We start from the raw sequence: 16,961 nt of genomic DNA on the forward strand, positions 1-16,961 counted from the left end.
TCAATATACCTGTTGTCTGGCTGCCAGGTAAAATTGCGGCTGCGCTCTTTACTCCCATAAATACAACAAAATTACGCAACTAAAGAGCCAAAAAAGCATTTTATTATGAAATTGTCTATGAGGTAACGTATTGACGATAAAAAAATATTATCAATCTAGCCCCTATCGTTTCTGACAATTTGGGTACAAACTATATACCCGTCATACTTCAAGCTGCATGTGCGTTGGCCGCTTTCCTGCAACTCGAATTATTTAGGGTATAAACGTATTTTCTATTTCCTCTTTTTTGATTTCTAACGGTGAAGCATGGCCTTGGTATCGCAAGCTCGGAGCTTGGGTAAGTACTTTTTATTGCTTGATAACTTATTAGTTGTATTGGGCTTCTTCGTCGTTTTCCCCCTTATTTCTATCCGATTTGTCGATCAATTGGGTTGGGCTGCGGTGCTGGTTGGCCTGGCTTTGGGATTAAGGCAGTTGGTTCAGCAAGGGCTAGGGATCTTCGGTGGTGCTATCGCTGACCGTTTTGGTGCTAAGCCCATGATAGTCACCGGCATGTTGATGCGCGCTGCGGGCTTCGCATTTATGGCGATGGCAGATGAACCCTGGATATTGTTGTTGGCCTGCGCACTCTCTGGTTTGGGGGGAACCCTATTTGATCCTCCGCGTACCGCTTTAGTTATCAAGTTAACCCGCCCTCATGAGCGTGGTCGTTTCTACTCCCTGTTGATGATGCAAGACAGCGCTGGCGCGGTTATCGGCGCGCTGATAGGGAGCTGGCTACTGCAATATGATTTCCATTTTGTCTGCTGGACAGGTGCGTTTATCTTTATATTGGCCGCCGGCTGGAACCTCTGGCTGCTACCGGCTTATCGAATATCGACAGTGCGCGCGCCAATGAAAGAAGGCTTAATGCGGGTGCTGCGTGACCGCCGTTTTGTCACCTATGTACTCACATTGACCGGTTATTACATGCTGTCGGTGCAAGTCATGCTAATGCTGCCGATCGTGGTCAATGAAATTGCCGGTTCACCTGCCGCCGTCAAATGGATGTATGCCATTGAAGCGGCGATCTCACTGACATTGCTGTACCCAATTGCACGTTGGAGTGAAAAACGTTTTCGCCTTGAACAGCGTTTAATGTTCGGCTTACTGATAATGACGTTGAGTTTATTCCCTGTTGGCCTGATTACCCATCTGCAAACCTTGTTTATGTTTATTTGCTTCTTCTATATAGGCTCCATTATTGCCGAGCCTGCACGGGAAACGCTGGGGGCTTCATTGGCCGACTCACGAGCACGTGGCAGCTATATGGGCTTTAGCCGCCTTGGGCTGGCGCTGGGTGGAGCATTAGGCTATACCGGCGGAGGTTGGATGTATGATACCGGCCGAACATTGGAAATGCCGGAATTACCCTGGTTCTTGCTCGGCGTTATTGGTTTAATGACACTTATTGGGCTGTACTGGCAATTCAATCAGCGCCGTATTGAATCTGCCATGTTGAGTGGTAGCTAGCCCGTCACTCGCCGGAGCGGCCTTATCCGGCGAGTCTTCCTCTTGCCCACCCAATATTGGATTCAGGGTTATCTGATTGGCAATAAGTAAACTCTGCCACACTATTCCCTAACCCCAACCGCTGTTGAACAAATGCGGTAAATAATACAAAACAGCAAATTAACCGGTTACTATTAGGCAAATTCATTTTGTTTAATGTTGTTGCACATATTGTTACGAGGCTTTAATGAATAAATTAATGTGGGGCGCGGCGGCGCTGGTAGTGACTGCAACACTGGTCGGCTGCAACCAACTGACCCAGTACACACTGAGCGAACAAGAAGTTAATGATTATCTGCAAAAACATAATAACTATGAAAAACAGATTGGTATTCCAGGGCTGGTTGATGCACATATCACCTTGACACAATTGCAAAGTCAGATTGGCCGTGCTGAACCCGGCAAAGTCACATTAACAGGCAATGCCAAAGTAGATATTTCGTCAATTCTTGGCCCGCAAACTGCGGATATGACATTAACCTTAAAAGCACAGCCAACATTTGATCGCGAAAAAGGCGCTATCTTCCTGAAAGATATGGAGTTAACTGACTATACGGTTAAACCAGAGAAAATGGACTCAGTGATGAAAGCGCTGACGCCCTATTTGAATCAGTCGCTGAAATCTTATTTTGATCAGCAACCCGCGTATGTGCTGGATGGCGAAAAGAGTCAAGCGGAAGCCATGGCGAAAAAACTGGCAAAAGGTTTAGAAGTGAAGCCGGGGCAATTAGTCATCCCACTAACTGACTAATCGACACGCCCACGAATAGCTGTAGCATCAAAAGCTAAGGGCGATACCCAAAGTCATTGGTGTTACAGCAAGGCCGCAAGCGAGCAAGTCCCGATGAGCTTACTTTGGTCAGTGATTCGGGTGCGCGAGTGCCGCTAACACAGCTGTAGCATCAAGGACGAAGGGTATCTTCTGATAACTCATCCCACATAGCTTGCAATGCCTCGCGGCTCAATTGTGCCAAAGTGCGATAAAAACCACTGGTGGCATGAGCTTCTACTTTGCCAAGAAAACGTCCGCACCAAGGCAATAAATAGTCATTAAACAGTTCAATTTGCGCCGCCATTTCATCTTCAGCGGCTTGATCCTCAAGCCAGGAAGCCGCAAGTAATAAACTGCCAAAGTGATCAATTGGCCCTTCACCTAGCGGCATACCACGTTGCTGAAGAAAGGCTCTAACCTCTGTTTCTGGACGAGCATCTTCATAATCGGAACCATAAGGTGAAACGCTGCGTTCGTCGCCAACAAACAGGGCGTTATAGTCAGCAGCCAGCGCTTCGGGCTGATAATCCTGCTGCAAACGCGCCAGTAACTCACTTTGTTCTAGCGGCCAATGCTGCTCTAATTTCCCCTGGCTTATCAGGGTGAAAAGAGGCTCCAACAGTGGGTCTTGAGGCGGCCGATAAAAAAGCGAGCCCAAAACACGGCACATCAGAGAAAAATCATTCATTTATAACATCCTGTTTACTATGTACTTTTAACTTATTTGTTTAAAAACCAAAGTTGTGACAGTGTCACACGAAAATTATAATTCGGCTAACTCAGGTATCGGCGGGCGACCACGCTGCTCAAGGTAATTCAGTAAGCGCCGCGGGCTGACATTCAAAATACGCTCTTGCGGGAAATTCACTTCAGCAATAATGCGCTCACAATGCTCAAAGATCCCCAATGAATAAGCAATATGGGAATCCGAACCCAAGGCTAGCCATCCGCCAGCATCCCGCACGGCTTCAGCTATTGCCCGGCAATTCGCTTCACTCCCTTTACGTGAATGTGAAAATGATGAGTTGTTCAATTCCAGCGCGACATTGTAGTGTGCCGCAGCTTCGGCAATGGCTTTAATATCAACTGGATACTTAGGATTCCCCGGATGGCTAATGATATGCACATTTCCCTGCGCCATGGTGGCTATCATCGCTTGGGTATTGGCCGCTTTATCTTGCGGCGGGAACACCGGTTCATGGAAACCGGCGATCAGCAAATCGATGGCATCAAGCATCGGGCCGGTACAGTCGATGTCACCTTCCAAATTTTTAATATTTGCTTCGATACCGCGCAAAATCCCTACGCCATCAACCAGCCTCGGCCATACCCGCATGTTCATAAAGTGCCAATAATGGGGGGCATCAGCCATATCTGGGCCATGGTCTGTAATGGCGAACAATTTGATATTTTTTAGCTTAGCTTCGGCGATATAATCGTGCAGGGTACTGTAAGCATGGGTGCTGGCAATGGTATGCATATGTAAATCAACAGGATACATGACTACTCCACAAAGTCTTTTAAGGCGGGATAGCTTTTTTGCAGGCAAAGCATAGTACGCTAATGATAGCAGGAATTCTTCTCATCAGCAGCGCTAAAACCTCGCCGGCAATTGTTAACCCCATCAAGCTGTGGAAATGCTTAAATCAATAACCCCGAGCTACATCAACTAATCCAACCGGTTCCCTTCCCGCTTCGATGGTCTGGATATTGGCAACCACCTGATCCATTGCCACTTCTGGTAAAGTGATAGCAGCAATATGTGGGGTAATAGTAATCCGAGGATGGCTCCAGAAAGGATGCATCGAAGACAAAGGCTCTTCAGCAAACACATCTAACGTGGCCGCGGCTATTTGACCTGCACTCATTGCCGCTAATAAATCCCGCTCTAACAAATGCGCGCCCCGAGCAATATTGATGATATAAGCATTGGCATTCAATTGTGAGAAAAGTGACTGATTAAGGATACCGGCAGTCTCTGGGGTATTAGGCAACAAGTTAATCAGCAATTGTGTCTCTTGAATGAATGCAGGCAATTTTTCCTGGCCTGCAAAGCTAGTGACACCCTCTATATGTTTAGGTGTGCGACTCCAACAACGAACGGTAAAACCAAACTCTGCCAGTTTGTGGGCAACACTTCTTCCTAACACGCCAGCGCCAAGAATACCTACTGTAAATTTATCGTGTTGATGTGGCGCCAGAGGTTGCCACAGCTTCTGTTGTTGTTGCAGCTGATATTCGTCCATGCGGCGAAAATAGCGTAATGCCGTAGCAACAACATATTCCTGCATCTGCAACGACATTCCGGCATCTTCCAGCCGAACCAGTGGTACTCCTGCCGGTAATGTCCCAGGATGACGTCGCTCTTGATCCAAAATAGCGTCCACCCCTGCCCCCAACGCAAACACCCCTTTCAGTTCAACACGGCTGGCAAGCATTTCCTGAGGCGGCTGCCAAACCAGCGCATAATCTGCAGGTTGCGTGTCACCACGCCGCCATTGCCGAATATTCGCGGTAGGTAAGCGCGACTGTAGCCCTGACAACCACTGTTTTGCATCAAAGAATGGATGATAAAAAATAATATTCATTACTTGCCAGCTCCTTACGAAAGTACTGAATAGACTTCCGCGATTAACGCGCAGATGCAAGTGCTACTCGCACGAAATGCCGATGAAATCAGCAAACTACGGTAACTTTCGCTAAACAGTAACAAAGCATGCATAAGAAGGTTGACGCTGGGCACACTTTTGCCTACATTACGCCGGTCGACCATGTGAACGCGGTTGATGATAGTAGAGAAGTAACACGGTGAGGTGTCTGAGTGGCTGAAGGAGCACGCCTGGAAAGTGTGTATACGTGTAAGCGTATCGAGGGTTCGAACCCCTCCCTCACCGCCATATTAAAGTGAAAAGCCCATGAGATTCGTGGGCTTTTTTCATTTCTGCTATTTATAAATTACGGCTTTCGATCATTGTTACCTTACGCCAGTACTAACCTCATCACTGCATTCAATCCATATTAAGATAATAAATAAGTCACCCAGTAATGACGAATAGCGTTTAACATTAATTGATTATGCTGCCCTTTATCATCACATGTTACAACGTGAAGAGTATTTCAACTTTGGAATATAAACCACAGGGGCATAACAATATGAAAATCTCTTTTATTTTATTATCACTCCTATTTTATCTGCAAAATGCATTGGCTTCCCCCTTGATAGTTGCTCATCGAGCTGGCACAGCCGACTTCCCGGAAAATACCCAACACGCTATCAGTAGGTCACTATCAAATGAGGCTAATATCATCTGGATTACGATCCAACTCAGCAAAGACGGCATTCCAGTACTCTATCGTCCCAAGGATTTAAACGAGTTAACTGACGGTAATGGTCTTGTTTCCGAGCACACGTTAGAAGAATTGCAATTATTAGATGCCGCCTATTATTTTAATCAGGATGGTCAATATGTTTATCGTGGACGTGGAGTCAAGATTCCTTCATTACATCAGGTACTTTTAAGCTATCCTGATGTAAAGTTTATTATTGATATTAAATCCCCCGATGCTGACCCCCAAATAATAGCAAATGCAATAATAGAACTACGCAAAAATATCATGTCACCTGAAAGACTCACTTTCTATTCTACTGAAAAAAAATATCTCGCTGCGCTCCCTAAATATTTTCATAAATTCGAATCACGTCATAAAACCCGTAAGATCCTGGCTAATGCTGTTATGGCAAATAAATGTGTGATAGCCCAAGAAAAGGGGAGTTCATCCATTAGCAACCCTAGTAAACATTATGCCTTTGAATTAAGACGCGATGTAAAAATAGTCGAGAGGCTTACCCTAGGTAAAGGGACGACCCACACCCAATTAGTTTGGAACCAGCAAGCAATGGACTGTTTCAAGGAAAGCGAAGAGGCAAAAGTCTTGCTGATTGGCATTAATTCCGCTGAGGATTATCAATTTGCTAAAAGTCTGGGGGCAGATTATATAATGGTCGACTCCCCTGCAGCGGCAAAATACTGGCGTTAAATGACCATGAATTGCTTGTGATTTACCCTATATGCGTGCGGAATAATCAGATGGGAAACAACAGATAAATACTACTTGACCATCTGTCTGCCGGTCACTATAGTACCGCCCCGTTGCAGTGCATAGCGCGGTAACGAAACGGTGAGGTGTCTGAGTGGCTGAAGGAGCACGCCTGGAAAGTGTGTATACGCGTAAGTGTATCGAGGGTTCGAACCCCTCTCTCACCGCCATATTCGAGCAAAAGGCTCTGACGAAAGTCAGGGCCTTTTTCTTTGGCGCGCATCCTGGGCTTTGTTGATTAAAGAGAGCGCCGACGTCGGTCTTTTACGATACGATCACCCAATGGTGAAAATGGCATTAACCGGCTGTAAGCCACCCGATTACGCCCTTGATTCTTCGCCTGATAAAGAGCTTCGTCAGTCATTTTCAATGCTTTTAGCATCGACATTCCGGGTAAATACAGCGAAGCGCCAATGGATATAGTGGCTTTTATCTTGCGTCCATCAGGTAACATTACCTCTAAATTCTCTACGCGCTGACGAATTCGTTCAGCCACTGTTTTAATCGCTTGGGGTTCATGGCGATGGGTAATAACAATAAATTCCTCACCACCATAACGGCCAACAAAATCCTCATCGCGCACCGTATTAGCGAGTAACTTTCCTACTTCCGTTAACAAGACATCACCTGCATTATGGCCGTAAGTATCATTAACCGCTTTAAAGTGATCGAGATCCAAAATCATTAGACCACATGCCTGGCGGCTGTTATTAATCGCCATGAGCCGGTAATCAATACTTGCCCGATTATTGAGCTGAGTTAATTTATCAATATTTGCTCGGTTTTTCATCGCAAAATAAGCGTGGATATGACGTTCTTTAAAATTCAATGCATGGTAACAGATGGCTAAACACAGAGCAGAGATGAGTTGATATACCAAAATCTGTGCCCAAGAGAATGCATGGGGAACCAGTAAGACAGCGGCAATTATTCGATAAGCCACAATTAAGATAATTGTGATATAAAAAATACGATTGCTCTTTTTCTCCCATACTTTGGATAGCAGAAGCGGGGTAAAAACTATTAATATTAATATGTTCCCTGTTGTCATCCAGCCGGTAAAAACGAAATTGATCGCCAATGCCGTCAAGCCGCTTAACCAACCACCATAAAATATGACCAAAATAATCGGGATCAATTCGAAGCTATAAGAGAACGCTCCGAAGAGAATCCACTGGTCTTGATTAAGATAAAGTGAAACCAGTCCTGCAACCAGACCAAACAAAATACGTTTCCAAACCTCTCCTTTATAGGAGAAAGCACTGTTCCTACTTAAGGCAAAATAACTGATTGAGAGAGTTGCATAGGTTACACAAGCATCTCGGTATAACGTCGAGAGAGATTCTAATTCAGTCATGGTATAGCATCAGTCCTGTGAGTTTTCGACGTTAATGTTGACTCATACTGATACAACCGAACTTTCACTAAGGTTAAATCACGTTCAAATCTCAAGTTATTCATTGGAACCTTGGGTATTAAAGCAGAGATTGATAGTTTCTAACCTAAATCTTAGCTGCAAGATAGGTATTTACACAATTTTCAGGGCAGATCTGAATAATTTTATTATGAGGCTAAGCCTAATTTTTGGTTAACAAGATAACTCCTAATGACTTAATTCTGCCTCAGGTGTCCAGTGTCTCTGAACTGAAAGCTTATTACTCGGTTTCTCACATCTGATGCTAAAAAAAGACGCTACCGCTGATAATGGTGACTTTTTATTAAGTCGCACGCAAAATTACCTTGTCTGGCATGAATAACTTGATGTAAACCACTTTATAAAACGGCTAGTTATCTACATTTCTGTCAGAGATTGATATACATCTAGATCTCATACTGCTATTTGGCGTATCGTTGTTGTCTGCTACTCGAGACGGACCCTTATTGGCCCGCCATTTATTTTGTCTTTTCTTTATTTGGTTTGCACCTTAGATGAAAACGCACGGAATTAACGGCATTAGGCCGTTCAGCGCGATAATTGACGCTTGCTGGCGAGAAACATATACACTTCAACGCCTTATAAAAGATACAATTGCCGGTATTACTGTCGGTATCATTGCCATTCCACTGGCTATGGCGCTGGCAATTGCCAGTGGTGTTCCCCCACAGTATGGCTTATATACTTCAGCTATCGCCGGGATTGTTATTGCGGTCAGCGGTGGTTCCCGCTATAGCGTATCCGGCCCTACTGCGGCCTTTGTGGTTATTCTTTATCCCGTATCACAACAATTTGGTCTAGCCGGTTTATTACTGGCGACATTACTCTCCGGTGTATTTTTACTGTGCATGGGGCTGGGGAGGCTAGGCCGTTTAATTGAATATATTCCGCTGTCAGTCACCCTCGGTTTTACCTCAGGAATTGGTATCACCATTGCCACGATGCAAGTGAAAGATTTCTTTGGCTTACATCTAGCGGAAGTGCCAGAGACGTATGCGGGTAAAGTGGCCGCATTGGTGCAAGCAATGCCAACCATCAACTTCAGTGATACCTTAATTGCTACCCTTACTCTGATGGTATTGATCCTCTGGCCACGTTTAAAATTAAAGTTACCGGGTCACTTACCGGCACTCATCGCGGGTACGGCCGTTATGGGGGTCTTATCACTCTTTGACCATCAGGTCGCCACTATTGGCTCACGTTTTGGTTATTTATTGGCTGACGGGACTCAAGGCCAGGGTATCCCCCCTATTCTGCCGCAATTTGTCTTACCCTGGCATTTGCCTGCTGCGGATGGGGAAAAGTTTGTTTTGAACTGGGCGATATTTTCGGCGCTACTACCGGCCGCCTTTTCGATGGCCATGCTAGGGGCGATTGAGTCACTATTATGCGCGGTAGTTCTTGACGGTATGACTGGGAAAAAACATCACTCAAACAGTGAGTTAATTGGTCAGGGGCTGGGTAACATGGTAGCGCCATTCTTTGGTGGCATCACCGCAACAGCCGCCATTGCGCGGTCGGCGGCTAACGTCCGCGCTGGGGCCACCTCGCCGGTATCGGCTATTATCCATGCTCTATTAGTGTTATTGGCTTTATTGGTTCTGGCACCGATGTTGTCTTATCTGCCACTGGCAGCAATGGCTTCCTTGCTATTAATTGTGGCCTGGAACATGAGCGAGGCCCATAAAGTGGTCAACTTACTCCGCCGTGGGCCTAAAGACGATATTATCGTGATGCTGCTGTGTATGAGCCTGACGGTGTTATTCGATATGGTGATAGCAATCACGGTGGGTATCGTGTTGGCCTCATTGCTGTTTATGCGCCGCATTGCCCGCATGACGCGCCTGAGTGAGATAGCTACAGCTGTTGATGAGAAAACGCTAGTATTGCGGGTAAACGGGCCGCTGTTTTTCGCCGCCGCTGAGCGGATATTTAGCGAGTTACTGGAGCGCTGCGAGCATTACGAAACGATAATTTTGCAATGGGATGCAGTGCCGGTTCTGGATGCGGGGGGGTTAAATGCGTTTCTGCGCTTCACAGAGGCTTTAGGCGAGCATCAGCAGCTCATCATCACGGATATCCCTTTCCAACCGCTAAAGACGCTGGCGAGAGCCAGAGTGCAGCCAATTGAAGGTAAACTGAGTTTTTATGGTTCATTGCCGGAAGCACTGGCGGCATTACAGCTGAAATAACTTTCTTCATGATCAAAATCTTTTTCGCGATCAAAAAAGGTAGCATAAATAGCTGCCTTTGAGGTTATTGACAAAGTGCCTGCAGCGGTGAAAACAGGCAGATCGTAAAGACGCCGTCAATACATCCATGTAGGCTCGAGCCGCGCCATCCCTGGCGCGGACGCTTTACTCTTCTGCCCGTCCTCACCACCAGAGATCGAATTATTGGGGTTTGTCAGCAGTCTGAAAGGCAGCATAAATAGCTGCCTTTTTATTTATTCACCGCTGCAACGTCAAGGACGAAGGATATTACTTGCTGGTATCCAGTTCTGGGAAGCTTTTCACCAAATCGTCGATAGCTTTCATCTGCACCAAGAATGGCTCCAACTTATTTAATGGTAATGCTGACGGGCCATCGCATTTAGCACTGTTTGGCTCTGGGTGTGCTTCAATAAATAACCCGGCCAAACCTACTGCCATACCCGCACGGGCCAGTTCAGCCACTTGCGCACGACGACCGCCGGATGCTGAGCCAAATGGGTCGCGGCATTGCAATGCATGGGTTACGTCGAAAATAACCGGATGACCGCCAGTGGCATTGACCATCACATTGATGCCCAACATATCAACAACCAAATTGTCATAACCGAAGTTGCTACCGCGATCGCAAAGAATAACCTGGTCATTACCAGCTTCTTTGAATTTCTCGACGATATTACCCATCTGGCCAGGGCTAACGAACTGAGGTTTCTTGACGTTGATAACCGCGCCGGTACGCGCCATAGCTTCGACTAAATCAGTTTGGCGGGCCAAAAATGCAGGTAATTGGATAACATCAACGACTTCAGCAACGGGCTGGCACTGACTTATTTCGTGAACATCGGTAATCACTTTCACGCCAAATGTCTGTTTTAGTTCCTGAAAAATTTTCATCCCTTCATCCAAGCCAGGGCCACGGTAAGAATGAATTGAAGAACGGTTGGCTTTGTCGAACGAGGCTTTAAAGACGTAAGGAATGCCGAGTTTTTGGGTGACGGTCACGTAATGCTCGCAGATACGCATCGCCAAATCGCGAGACTCAAGTACGTTCATGCCGCCAAATAGCACGAAAGGCAGGTCGTTCGCTACCTTGATATCGCCAATGCTAACCACTTTCTGTTCCATACAAATACCTTTATAAAGGATAAATCGAGATTAATTACAGTGAGTTATTACTCAACAAGGTGATTACCATAAATATACCGAAAATAATTCGAGTTGCAGGAAGGCGGCAACTGAGCGACAAATTGGTTGTAAACCATTTTGAACAGCGCCTGCGCTGGCCCGCAGGGTGAGCCTCATTAGAGGCTCATAATCCCCAGGAGTTTATTCATTTAAGGTCAACGACCCGTAAATGACTGGGGTGACAAATCTGCCAGGAGCAGATTTGAACGCTGCTTGCAGCGGCCTCGCAGAGGCGAGGCCCATGGACGGGCCGAGTAACGAAAACGGCCAACACACATGCAGCTTGAAGTATGACGGGTATCAGTGCAACGTCACTCGCTGTTGCTCAATGGAGTGGATCTGCATTTTTATCATTTCAGCAATGGGGTCTTCCGGGCACTGTTCGACAAAATAGCTTAAATCAGAGATAGCAATATGATTGCAATCCAATTGGGCATAAATCAGGCCGCGATCGCGAATTTCATACGGGTCATCGGGATCAAAAGCCAATACCGCTTCACTGGCACGCAAGGCCAGCTCCATTTGCTTCTCTTCCATTAATGCTGCTTTCAGCGTATCGAGCATTTTGCGTACAATCAGGGTATTTTCCGCTTCTTCCAAATCTTCATCTTCCAACTCGGCACTCAACCCCAGATTGCCTTTGATCCACACCTCCAGCATATGCTCGTTCAGTGTTTCGCCGTTCAACGGGTTAATCAGCCACATTTCTTCATCTAGCCAATCCGCACGCAGAATTAATTGAGTTGGGAAAATAACTGGCATCAATGGCAGCTCCAATTGATGCGCAATGTGCAGGAAAATAACGCCCAGCGACACCGGGGTCCCCTGGCGTTTGTCCAGCACATTATCGAGCCAGATGGCATCTGACAGGCGGTAAACACCACCCGCGCCACCAAATTTCCATTGACGATAAAACAGATCGATAAGCACTTCTAATTGCTGATCCTGATTGAGACCGGCGGGCATTGCGGCCTTGGCATCATCAACGAGCTGTTGTAGTTGCTTGCGCACATCAGCCAGTGGAAAATTCTGTCGAATCTCCTGGGTAACCAGTAACACCCCATCACACAGGGACGCGTTGTTAAATTCGAAATCAGCAATGCTACTCATAGATATCCCATCAGCAGTGGTAACTTAGTTGTTGCCAGTTTTATAATCAAATACAGGCAACCCAATGCGAGTATAAAGGCAAGCCAGCGGCGATTCTGGCTGCGGGTTCGCTTACCTAATGCGACATAGCCAAGCAGGATATAGATAATAACGCCAAATAGCTTTTCAGTCAGCCATGTTCCTTGCGGACTGAAAGGGTAAAATCCAGTGATAAATATCAATACAATACCGCTGACAAACAGTAGCGTATCATTGATATGCGGTGTTATTTTTACCCAGCGTTTTTCCATCATAGCTGAACCGCGACATTTCCAGAAGAAACGTAACACAAACAGCATAATACTGATAACCACTGTCAGTAAATGCAAATACTTCATGGCGATGTAATCAACCCACATGTCTCTCAGTCCTTAATTTATGCTGAACGGGAATTTTCTTGATTAAGTGCCCCACTGGCCCAGCGTCACACGATCATTATTACCATAATCTTTATGTGTCATTACAGCACTAAATCCCACTTCTTTAAGGTGCTTCTGTACTGTATTGGCCTGCTGCCAGCCGTGTTCCAGCATTAACCAGCCCCCCGCTTCTAAATAAGCCGGTGACTGGCGGATAATCTCCACCAAATCAGCCATACCTTTTGCTGAGGCCACCAGCGCACTCTGTGGTTCATAGCGCACATCACCCTCATTAAGATGAGGGTCATTGGCATCAATATAAGGAGGGTTACTAACAATAAGAGTAAACCGCCCGCTCACTGACTCAAACCAGCAACTTTGCAAGAAATGCACATTATTTATCGCGAGTTTCTCGGCATTATGGCGCGCCAGAGCAACGGCATCCGCTTTAATATCAACGCCCACTACCGAGCAATCCGGGCGCTCACTGGCTAATGCCAAAGCAATAGCGCCGGTGCCCGTCCCTAAATCCAGAATGTGGCAAGGCGTGGCCGGTAAATGCGCCAAAGCCTGCTCGACCAAGCATTCGGTGTCGGGGCGAGGAATTAATGTCGCGGAGGAAACACTCAATGGCAGGGACCAAAACTCGCGCTCCCCGACCAAATAGGCAATCGGCTCCCCTTGTTCACGGCGCGCCGCCAAGGGTTCCAACACCGCCAACTGCTCAGCGGTAATGGGAGTTTCACCGAAAGCCAGTAAATAAGTCCGCGCCCGCCCAGTGACAAAACTCAGCAGAATTTCGGCATCGCGCTTCGGGCTGTCACTTTGGCTAAAACGGGCTGCCGTTAATGACAGCCAGTGCTGATAATCCATTAGTCTTGCTCGGACAACGCGGAGAGCTGATCAGCTTGATATTCCTGCACAATCGGCTGGATCAGCATATCCAGTTTACCTTCCATGACTTCATCCAGACGATAGAGTGTCAAGTTGATACGATGGTCAGTTACGCGCCCTTGCGGGAAATTATAAGTGCGATTACGGTCAGAACGATCGCCAGACCCTAACAAGTTACGGCGCTCAGAGGCCTCAGCCAGTTGGCGTTTTTGCATTTCTGCGGCACGGATACGTGCACCCAACACCGACATTGCCTTAGCTTTGTTCTTATGCTGTGAGCGCTCGTCCTGGCATTCCACCACAATTCCGGTTGGGATATGGGTGATCCTAATGGCCGAGTCGGTGGTGTTAACGTGCTGACCACCCGCGCCTGAAGAGCGAAATGTATCAATACGCAAATCACCGGCGTTAATTTCTGGCATTTCGGCTTCTGGAATCGCTGGCATCACCGCCACAGTACAAGCGGAGGTATGGATACGGCCCTGTGATTCGGTTTCTGGCACGCGCTGAACACGGTGGCCACCCGACTCAAATTTTAATTGACCAAAGACGCCGTCACCAGACACCTTGGCAATCACTTCTTTATAACCGCCATGTTCACCTTCACTGGCGCTCATAATTTCCACTTTCCAGCGGCGAGCCTCAGCATAGCGGCTATACATGCGGAACATGTCACCGGCAAAAATAGCCGCTTCATCGCCCCCGGTTCCGGCACGGATTTCCAGGAAGCAATCGCGTTCATCATCAGGGTCTTTGGGCAATAACAGAACTTGCAATTGCTGTTCCAGCTCTTCACTGCGAGCTTTAGCTTCTTTCAGTTCGTCCTGTGCCATTTCTCGCATTTCGGGATCTTCGAGCATCATTTCTGCCGCTTCGATATCATCTTGCACACTGCGCCATTCTTTAAAACAGCGAGTGACATCCGTCAATTGCGCATATTCACGTGATAACGCGCGGAAACGGTCTTGGTCGGCAATAACATTGGCATCGCCAAGGTGCGCTAACACTTCTTCGTGGCGCTCTTGTAACGCTTCCAATTTAGCAACAATAGAAGACTTCATCCGTGGTTTTAAACCCTGTAATTAGAGGAAACTAGTGCTGATCCAGCCCAAGGCTGTCGCGTAATAATTGCAACCGCTCCATATCGCCATCGCTGGCAGCTTGCTGGAGGGATTTGGTGGGGGCATGAATCAGGCGGTTAGTTAGCTTGTGGGCCAGTTCATTGACCACCTGTTCAACATTAGCACCCTGTTCAATGGCGGCTAATGCTTTTGCCGTCATCTCACTGCGGACCTGTTCAGCTTGTGAGCGGTAATCACGAATGGTTTCAACCGCCCCCTGAGCGCGTAGCCAGGTCATAAAATTCATGCTTTCTTGTTGTACTATTGACTCGGCCTGAACGGCGGCGGCCTGACGTTGCGCCATATTGTGCTGAATAATCGCCTGTAAATCATCAACACTGTATAAATAGGAATTCGACAGTTTACCCACTTCCGGCTCAATATCACGCGGCACCGCGATATCAACAAACAGCATCGGCTGATTGCGGCGGCTTTTCAGTGCGCGCTCCACCATCCCTTTACCAATAATTGGCAATGGGCTGGCGGTGGAACTGATAATAATGTCAGCATCGGCCAGACGGGCATCAATTTCTGGCAAAGTGATCACCTCAGCCCCAACCTCTGTCGCCAGCGCTTGAGCACGCTCACGGGTACGGTTGGCGATAATCATATGCTTGACTTGGTGCTCTCGCAGATGACGGGCAACCAGCTCAATAGTTTCACCGGCACCAACCAGCAACACATTCAGTTCAGAGAGTGACTCAAAGATTTGCCGCGCCAATGTACAGGCCGCAAACGCCACCGAAACGGCACTGGCACCAATTTCAGTTTCTGTGCGCACCCTTTTCGCCACAGAGAAAGACTTTTGGAATAACCGCTCCAATTCACCGGAAAGTGATTGCTCGCGCTGAGATTCCGCAAAGGCTTTTTTTACCTGCCCCAGAATTTGTGGCTCGCCCAATACTAAGGAGTCCAGCCCACTGGCAACGCGCATCAGATGGCTCACTGCATCATTGCCATGATGCCAATACAGGCTCTTTTTCACTTCATCTGGGCTGAGTTTATGATAGTTACACAACCAGGTGATCAGTTGTTCATGCAGGTTTTCTTGCTGTTCTACGCTGAGATATAACTCAGTTCGGTTACACGTAGACAACACGACACCGCCCTGCACCAACGGCTGTTGGAGCAAGCTAGCGAGTGCCTGATCGATCGATTCCGGTGAAAATGTCACTCGTTCACGTAACGATACAGGTGCGGTTTTGTGGTTAATGCCTAATGCAAGCAGAGTCATGAGAACGGCTTCGAGTAATACTGATGTTAGTATGGATTCTCGTCTGAACCGCATTCTACTTGATGCGCGAGATCAATAAAAGTCACAGTGCAATATCCTAACTATTATCATAAATTATGCTTAAAAATTGGTTATCCGTTGTACAACAATATTGCTTATACCCAATATAAAAGAGAACAAAATATTGACGCTCCGCCTTCGGGTCGCTAGCGTGAACCCAAATGATGCCCTTTATTCAGACGTATCACCCGAATTTGCTTTATGATTAAGTTGCTTTATCAAACGTGCCGCCAGTGAAAAACCCTGCGACCGATAGGATTTATACCCATATGCTTCAGCGCAAAATCAGTTTTTATCGCCTGCTTCCATTAGCTACTCTGCTGTTGGCAGCCTGTAGTACCACGCCGCCATCTGGCCCAGCGACCAGCCCTACATCGCCACAATGGCGTCAGCATGAACAACAATTACAGCAATTAAGCCAATTTCAAACCCGGGGTGCTTTTGCTTATATTTCAGAAAAACAAAAAGTTTATGCCCGTTTCTTCTGGCAACAAACCGCCCCGGAGCGCTATCGCCTATTGCTGACAAATCCACTGGGTAGCACCGAGCTAGAACTGGTCGTACAGCCGGGCGTGACCCAATTGACTGACAATCAGGGCAAGCGCTATGTCAGTAATGACCCGCAAGAAATGATTCAAAAATTAACCGGAATGTCTATTCCTTTAGCAAGTTTACGCCAATGGATTCTGGGGCTACCTGGCGATACTACCGATTTCACCCTCGACGACAAATACCGTCTGAAACAGCTCACTTATCAACGAAATGGCGTAACTTGGGTGGTTAATTATCAAGAATACAATACTCAAATCACACCAGCATTACCTAGCCGTATGGAATTGAGTCAGGGCGAGCAGCGCATCAAACTGAAGATGGATAACTGGACGGCCCAATAG

15 protein-coding genes and 2 tRNA genes are annotated in these 16,961 nt (G+C 46.9%); 7 read left to right on the forward strand and 10 right to left on the reverse strand.

What is annotated here, in order from left to right; all coding sequences use genetic code 11:
• Positions 1–306: 306 nt before the first annotated feature.
• Both mdtH and FTA91_RS17040 read left to right on the forward strand, forming a co-directional pair.
• A complete protein-coding gene (gene mdtH / locus FTA91_RS17035; RefSeq protein WP_038633413.1) occupies positions 307–1,512 on the forward strand; it encodes a multidrug efflux MFS transporter MdtH in 1,206 nt (401 codons plus the stop codon).
• A 226-nt stretch (positions 1,513–1,738) separates the two neighbouring features.
• Positions 1,739–2,302: a lipoprotein gene (locus FTA91_RS17040; RefSeq protein ID WP_050113487.1), complete on the forward strand. Its 564-nt coding sequence runs from the start codon at positions 1,739–1,741 to the stop codon at positions 2,300–2,302.
• Positions 2,303–2,453: 151 nt separating this feature from the next.
• Here the strand turns inward: FTA91_RS17040 and FTA91_RS17045 are convergent, their stop codons facing one another.
• The 3 genes from FTA91_RS17045 to ghrA form a co-directional block, all read right to left on the reverse strand.
• Positions 2,454–3,011: a TorD/DmsD family molecular chaperone gene (locus FTA91_RS17045; RefSeq protein WP_050113486.1), complete on the reverse strand. Its 558-nt coding sequence runs from the start codon at positions 3,009–3,011 to the stop codon at positions 2,454–2,456.
• Between the two features lie 75 nt (positions 3,012–3,086).
• The gene (locus tag FTA91_RS17050) at positions 3,087–3,824 is read right to left on the reverse strand and encodes a phosphatase (RefSeq protein WP_050113485.1); all 738 of its coding nucleotides are present in this window, start codon (positions 3,822–3,824) and stop codon (positions 3,087–3,089) included.
• A 145-nt stretch (positions 3,825–3,969) separates the two neighbouring features.
• Complete coding sequence (gene ghrA, locus FTA91_RS17055) at positions 3,970–4,911, reverse strand: glyoxylate/hydroxypyruvate reductase GhrA (RefSeq protein ID WP_145583663.1); 942 nt, start codon at positions 4,909–4,911, stop codon at positions 3,970–3,972.
• Between the two features lie 219 nt (positions 4,912–5,130).
• Here ghrA and FTA91_RS17060 point away from each other — a divergent pair.
• The 3 genes from FTA91_RS17060 (at position 5,131) to FTA91_RS17070 (ending at position 6,591) form a co-directional block, all read left to right on the forward strand.
• Positions 5,131–5,220: transfer RNA gene (locus tag FTA91_RS17060), tRNA-Ser, on the forward strand.
• A gap of 256 nt (positions 5,221–5,476) precedes the next feature.
• A complete protein-coding gene (locus tag FTA91_RS17065) occupies positions 5,477–6,361 on the forward strand; it encodes a glycerophosphodiester phosphodiesterase family protein (RefSeq protein ID WP_145535647.1) in 885 nt (294 codons plus the stop codon).
• Positions 6,362–6,501: 140 nt separating this feature from the next.
• Positions 6,502–6,591 (forward strand) — tRNA-Ser (locus FTA91_RS17070).
• Positions 6,592–6,659: 68 nt separating this feature from the next.
• Here the strand turns inward: FTA91_RS17070 and FTA91_RS17075 are convergent.
• Entirely contained in the window at positions 6,660–7,778 is a 1,119-nt protein-coding gene (locus FTA91_RS17075) for a GGDEF domain-containing protein (RefSeq protein ID WP_050113482.1), read from the reverse strand.
• A gap of 572 nt (positions 7,779–8,350) precedes the next feature.
• Between FTA91_RS17075 and dauA the strand changes: the two genes are divergently transcribed.
• Positions 8,351–10,048: a C4-dicarboxylic acid transporter DauA gene (gene dauA / locus FTA91_RS17080; protein ID WP_050113481.1), complete on the forward strand. Its 1,698-nt coding sequence runs from the start codon at positions 8,351–8,353 to the stop codon at positions 10,046–10,048.
• 288 nt (positions 10,049–10,336) lie between these two features.
• On the opposite strand, the gene kdsA is transcribed toward dauA, so the two are convergent.
• From kdsA to hemA, 6 genes are all read right to left on the reverse strand, one after another.
• Positions 10,337–11,191 (reverse strand): 3-deoxy-8-phosphooctulonate synthase, encoded by an 855-nt coding sequence (kdsA, locus tag FTA91_RS17085; RefSeq protein ID WP_050113480.1) that lies wholly within the window; start codon positions 11,189–11,191, stop codon positions 10,337–10,339.
• 360 nt (positions 11,192–11,551) lie between these two features.
• Positions 11,552–12,361 (reverse strand): invasion regulator SirB1, encoded by an 810-nt coding sequence (gene sirB1, locus FTA91_RS17095; protein WP_050113479.1) that lies wholly within the window; start codon positions 12,359–12,361, stop codon positions 11,552–11,554.
• Positions 12,358–12,759 carry a SirB2 family protein gene (locus FTA91_RS17100; protein WP_038633442.1) on the reverse strand — a complete coding sequence of 134 codons (402 nt, stop codon included), beginning with the start codon at positions 12,757–12,759 and terminating at the stop codon, positions 12,358–12,360. The genes sirB1 and FTA91_RS17100 overlap by 4 nt, the downstream gene beginning before the upstream one ends.
• A 42-nt stretch (positions 12,760–12,801) precedes the next feature.
• The gene (gene prmC, locus FTA91_RS17105; RefSeq protein WP_050113478.1) at positions 12,802–13,632 is read right to left on the reverse strand and encodes a peptide chain release factor N(5)-glutamine methyltransferase; all 831 of its coding nucleotides are present in this window, start codon (positions 13,630–13,632) and stop codon (positions 12,802–12,804) included.
• The gene (gene prfA / locus FTA91_RS17110) at positions 13,632–14,714 is read right to left on the reverse strand and encodes a peptide chain release factor 1 (RefSeq protein WP_004390734.1); all 1,083 of its coding nucleotides are present in this window, start codon (positions 14,712–14,714) and stop codon (positions 13,632–13,634) included. Before prfA ends, prmC begins: the two co-directional genes overlap by 1 nt.
• 31 nt (positions 14,715–14,745) lie before the next feature.
• On the reverse strand, positions 14,746–16,008 hold the full coding sequence (gene hemA / locus FTA91_RS17115; protein WP_145583665.1) for a glutamyl-tRNA reductase: 1,263 nt from the start codon (positions 16,006–16,008) through the stop codon (positions 14,746–14,748).
• A 329-nt stretch (positions 16,009–16,337) separates the two neighbouring features.
• Here hemA and lolB point away from each other — a divergent pair, with 329 nt between their 5' ends.
• A complete protein-coding gene (gene lolB, locus FTA91_RS17120) occupies positions 16,338–16,961 on the forward strand; it encodes a lipoprotein insertase outer membrane protein LolB (RefSeq protein WP_050113476.1) in 624 nt (207 codons plus the stop codon).

The sequence above is a fragment of the Yersinia thracica genome (assembly GCF_902170565.1).
GTDB lineage: Bacteria > Pseudomonadota > Gammaproteobacteria > Enterobacterales > Enterobacteriaceae > Yersinia > Yersinia thracica.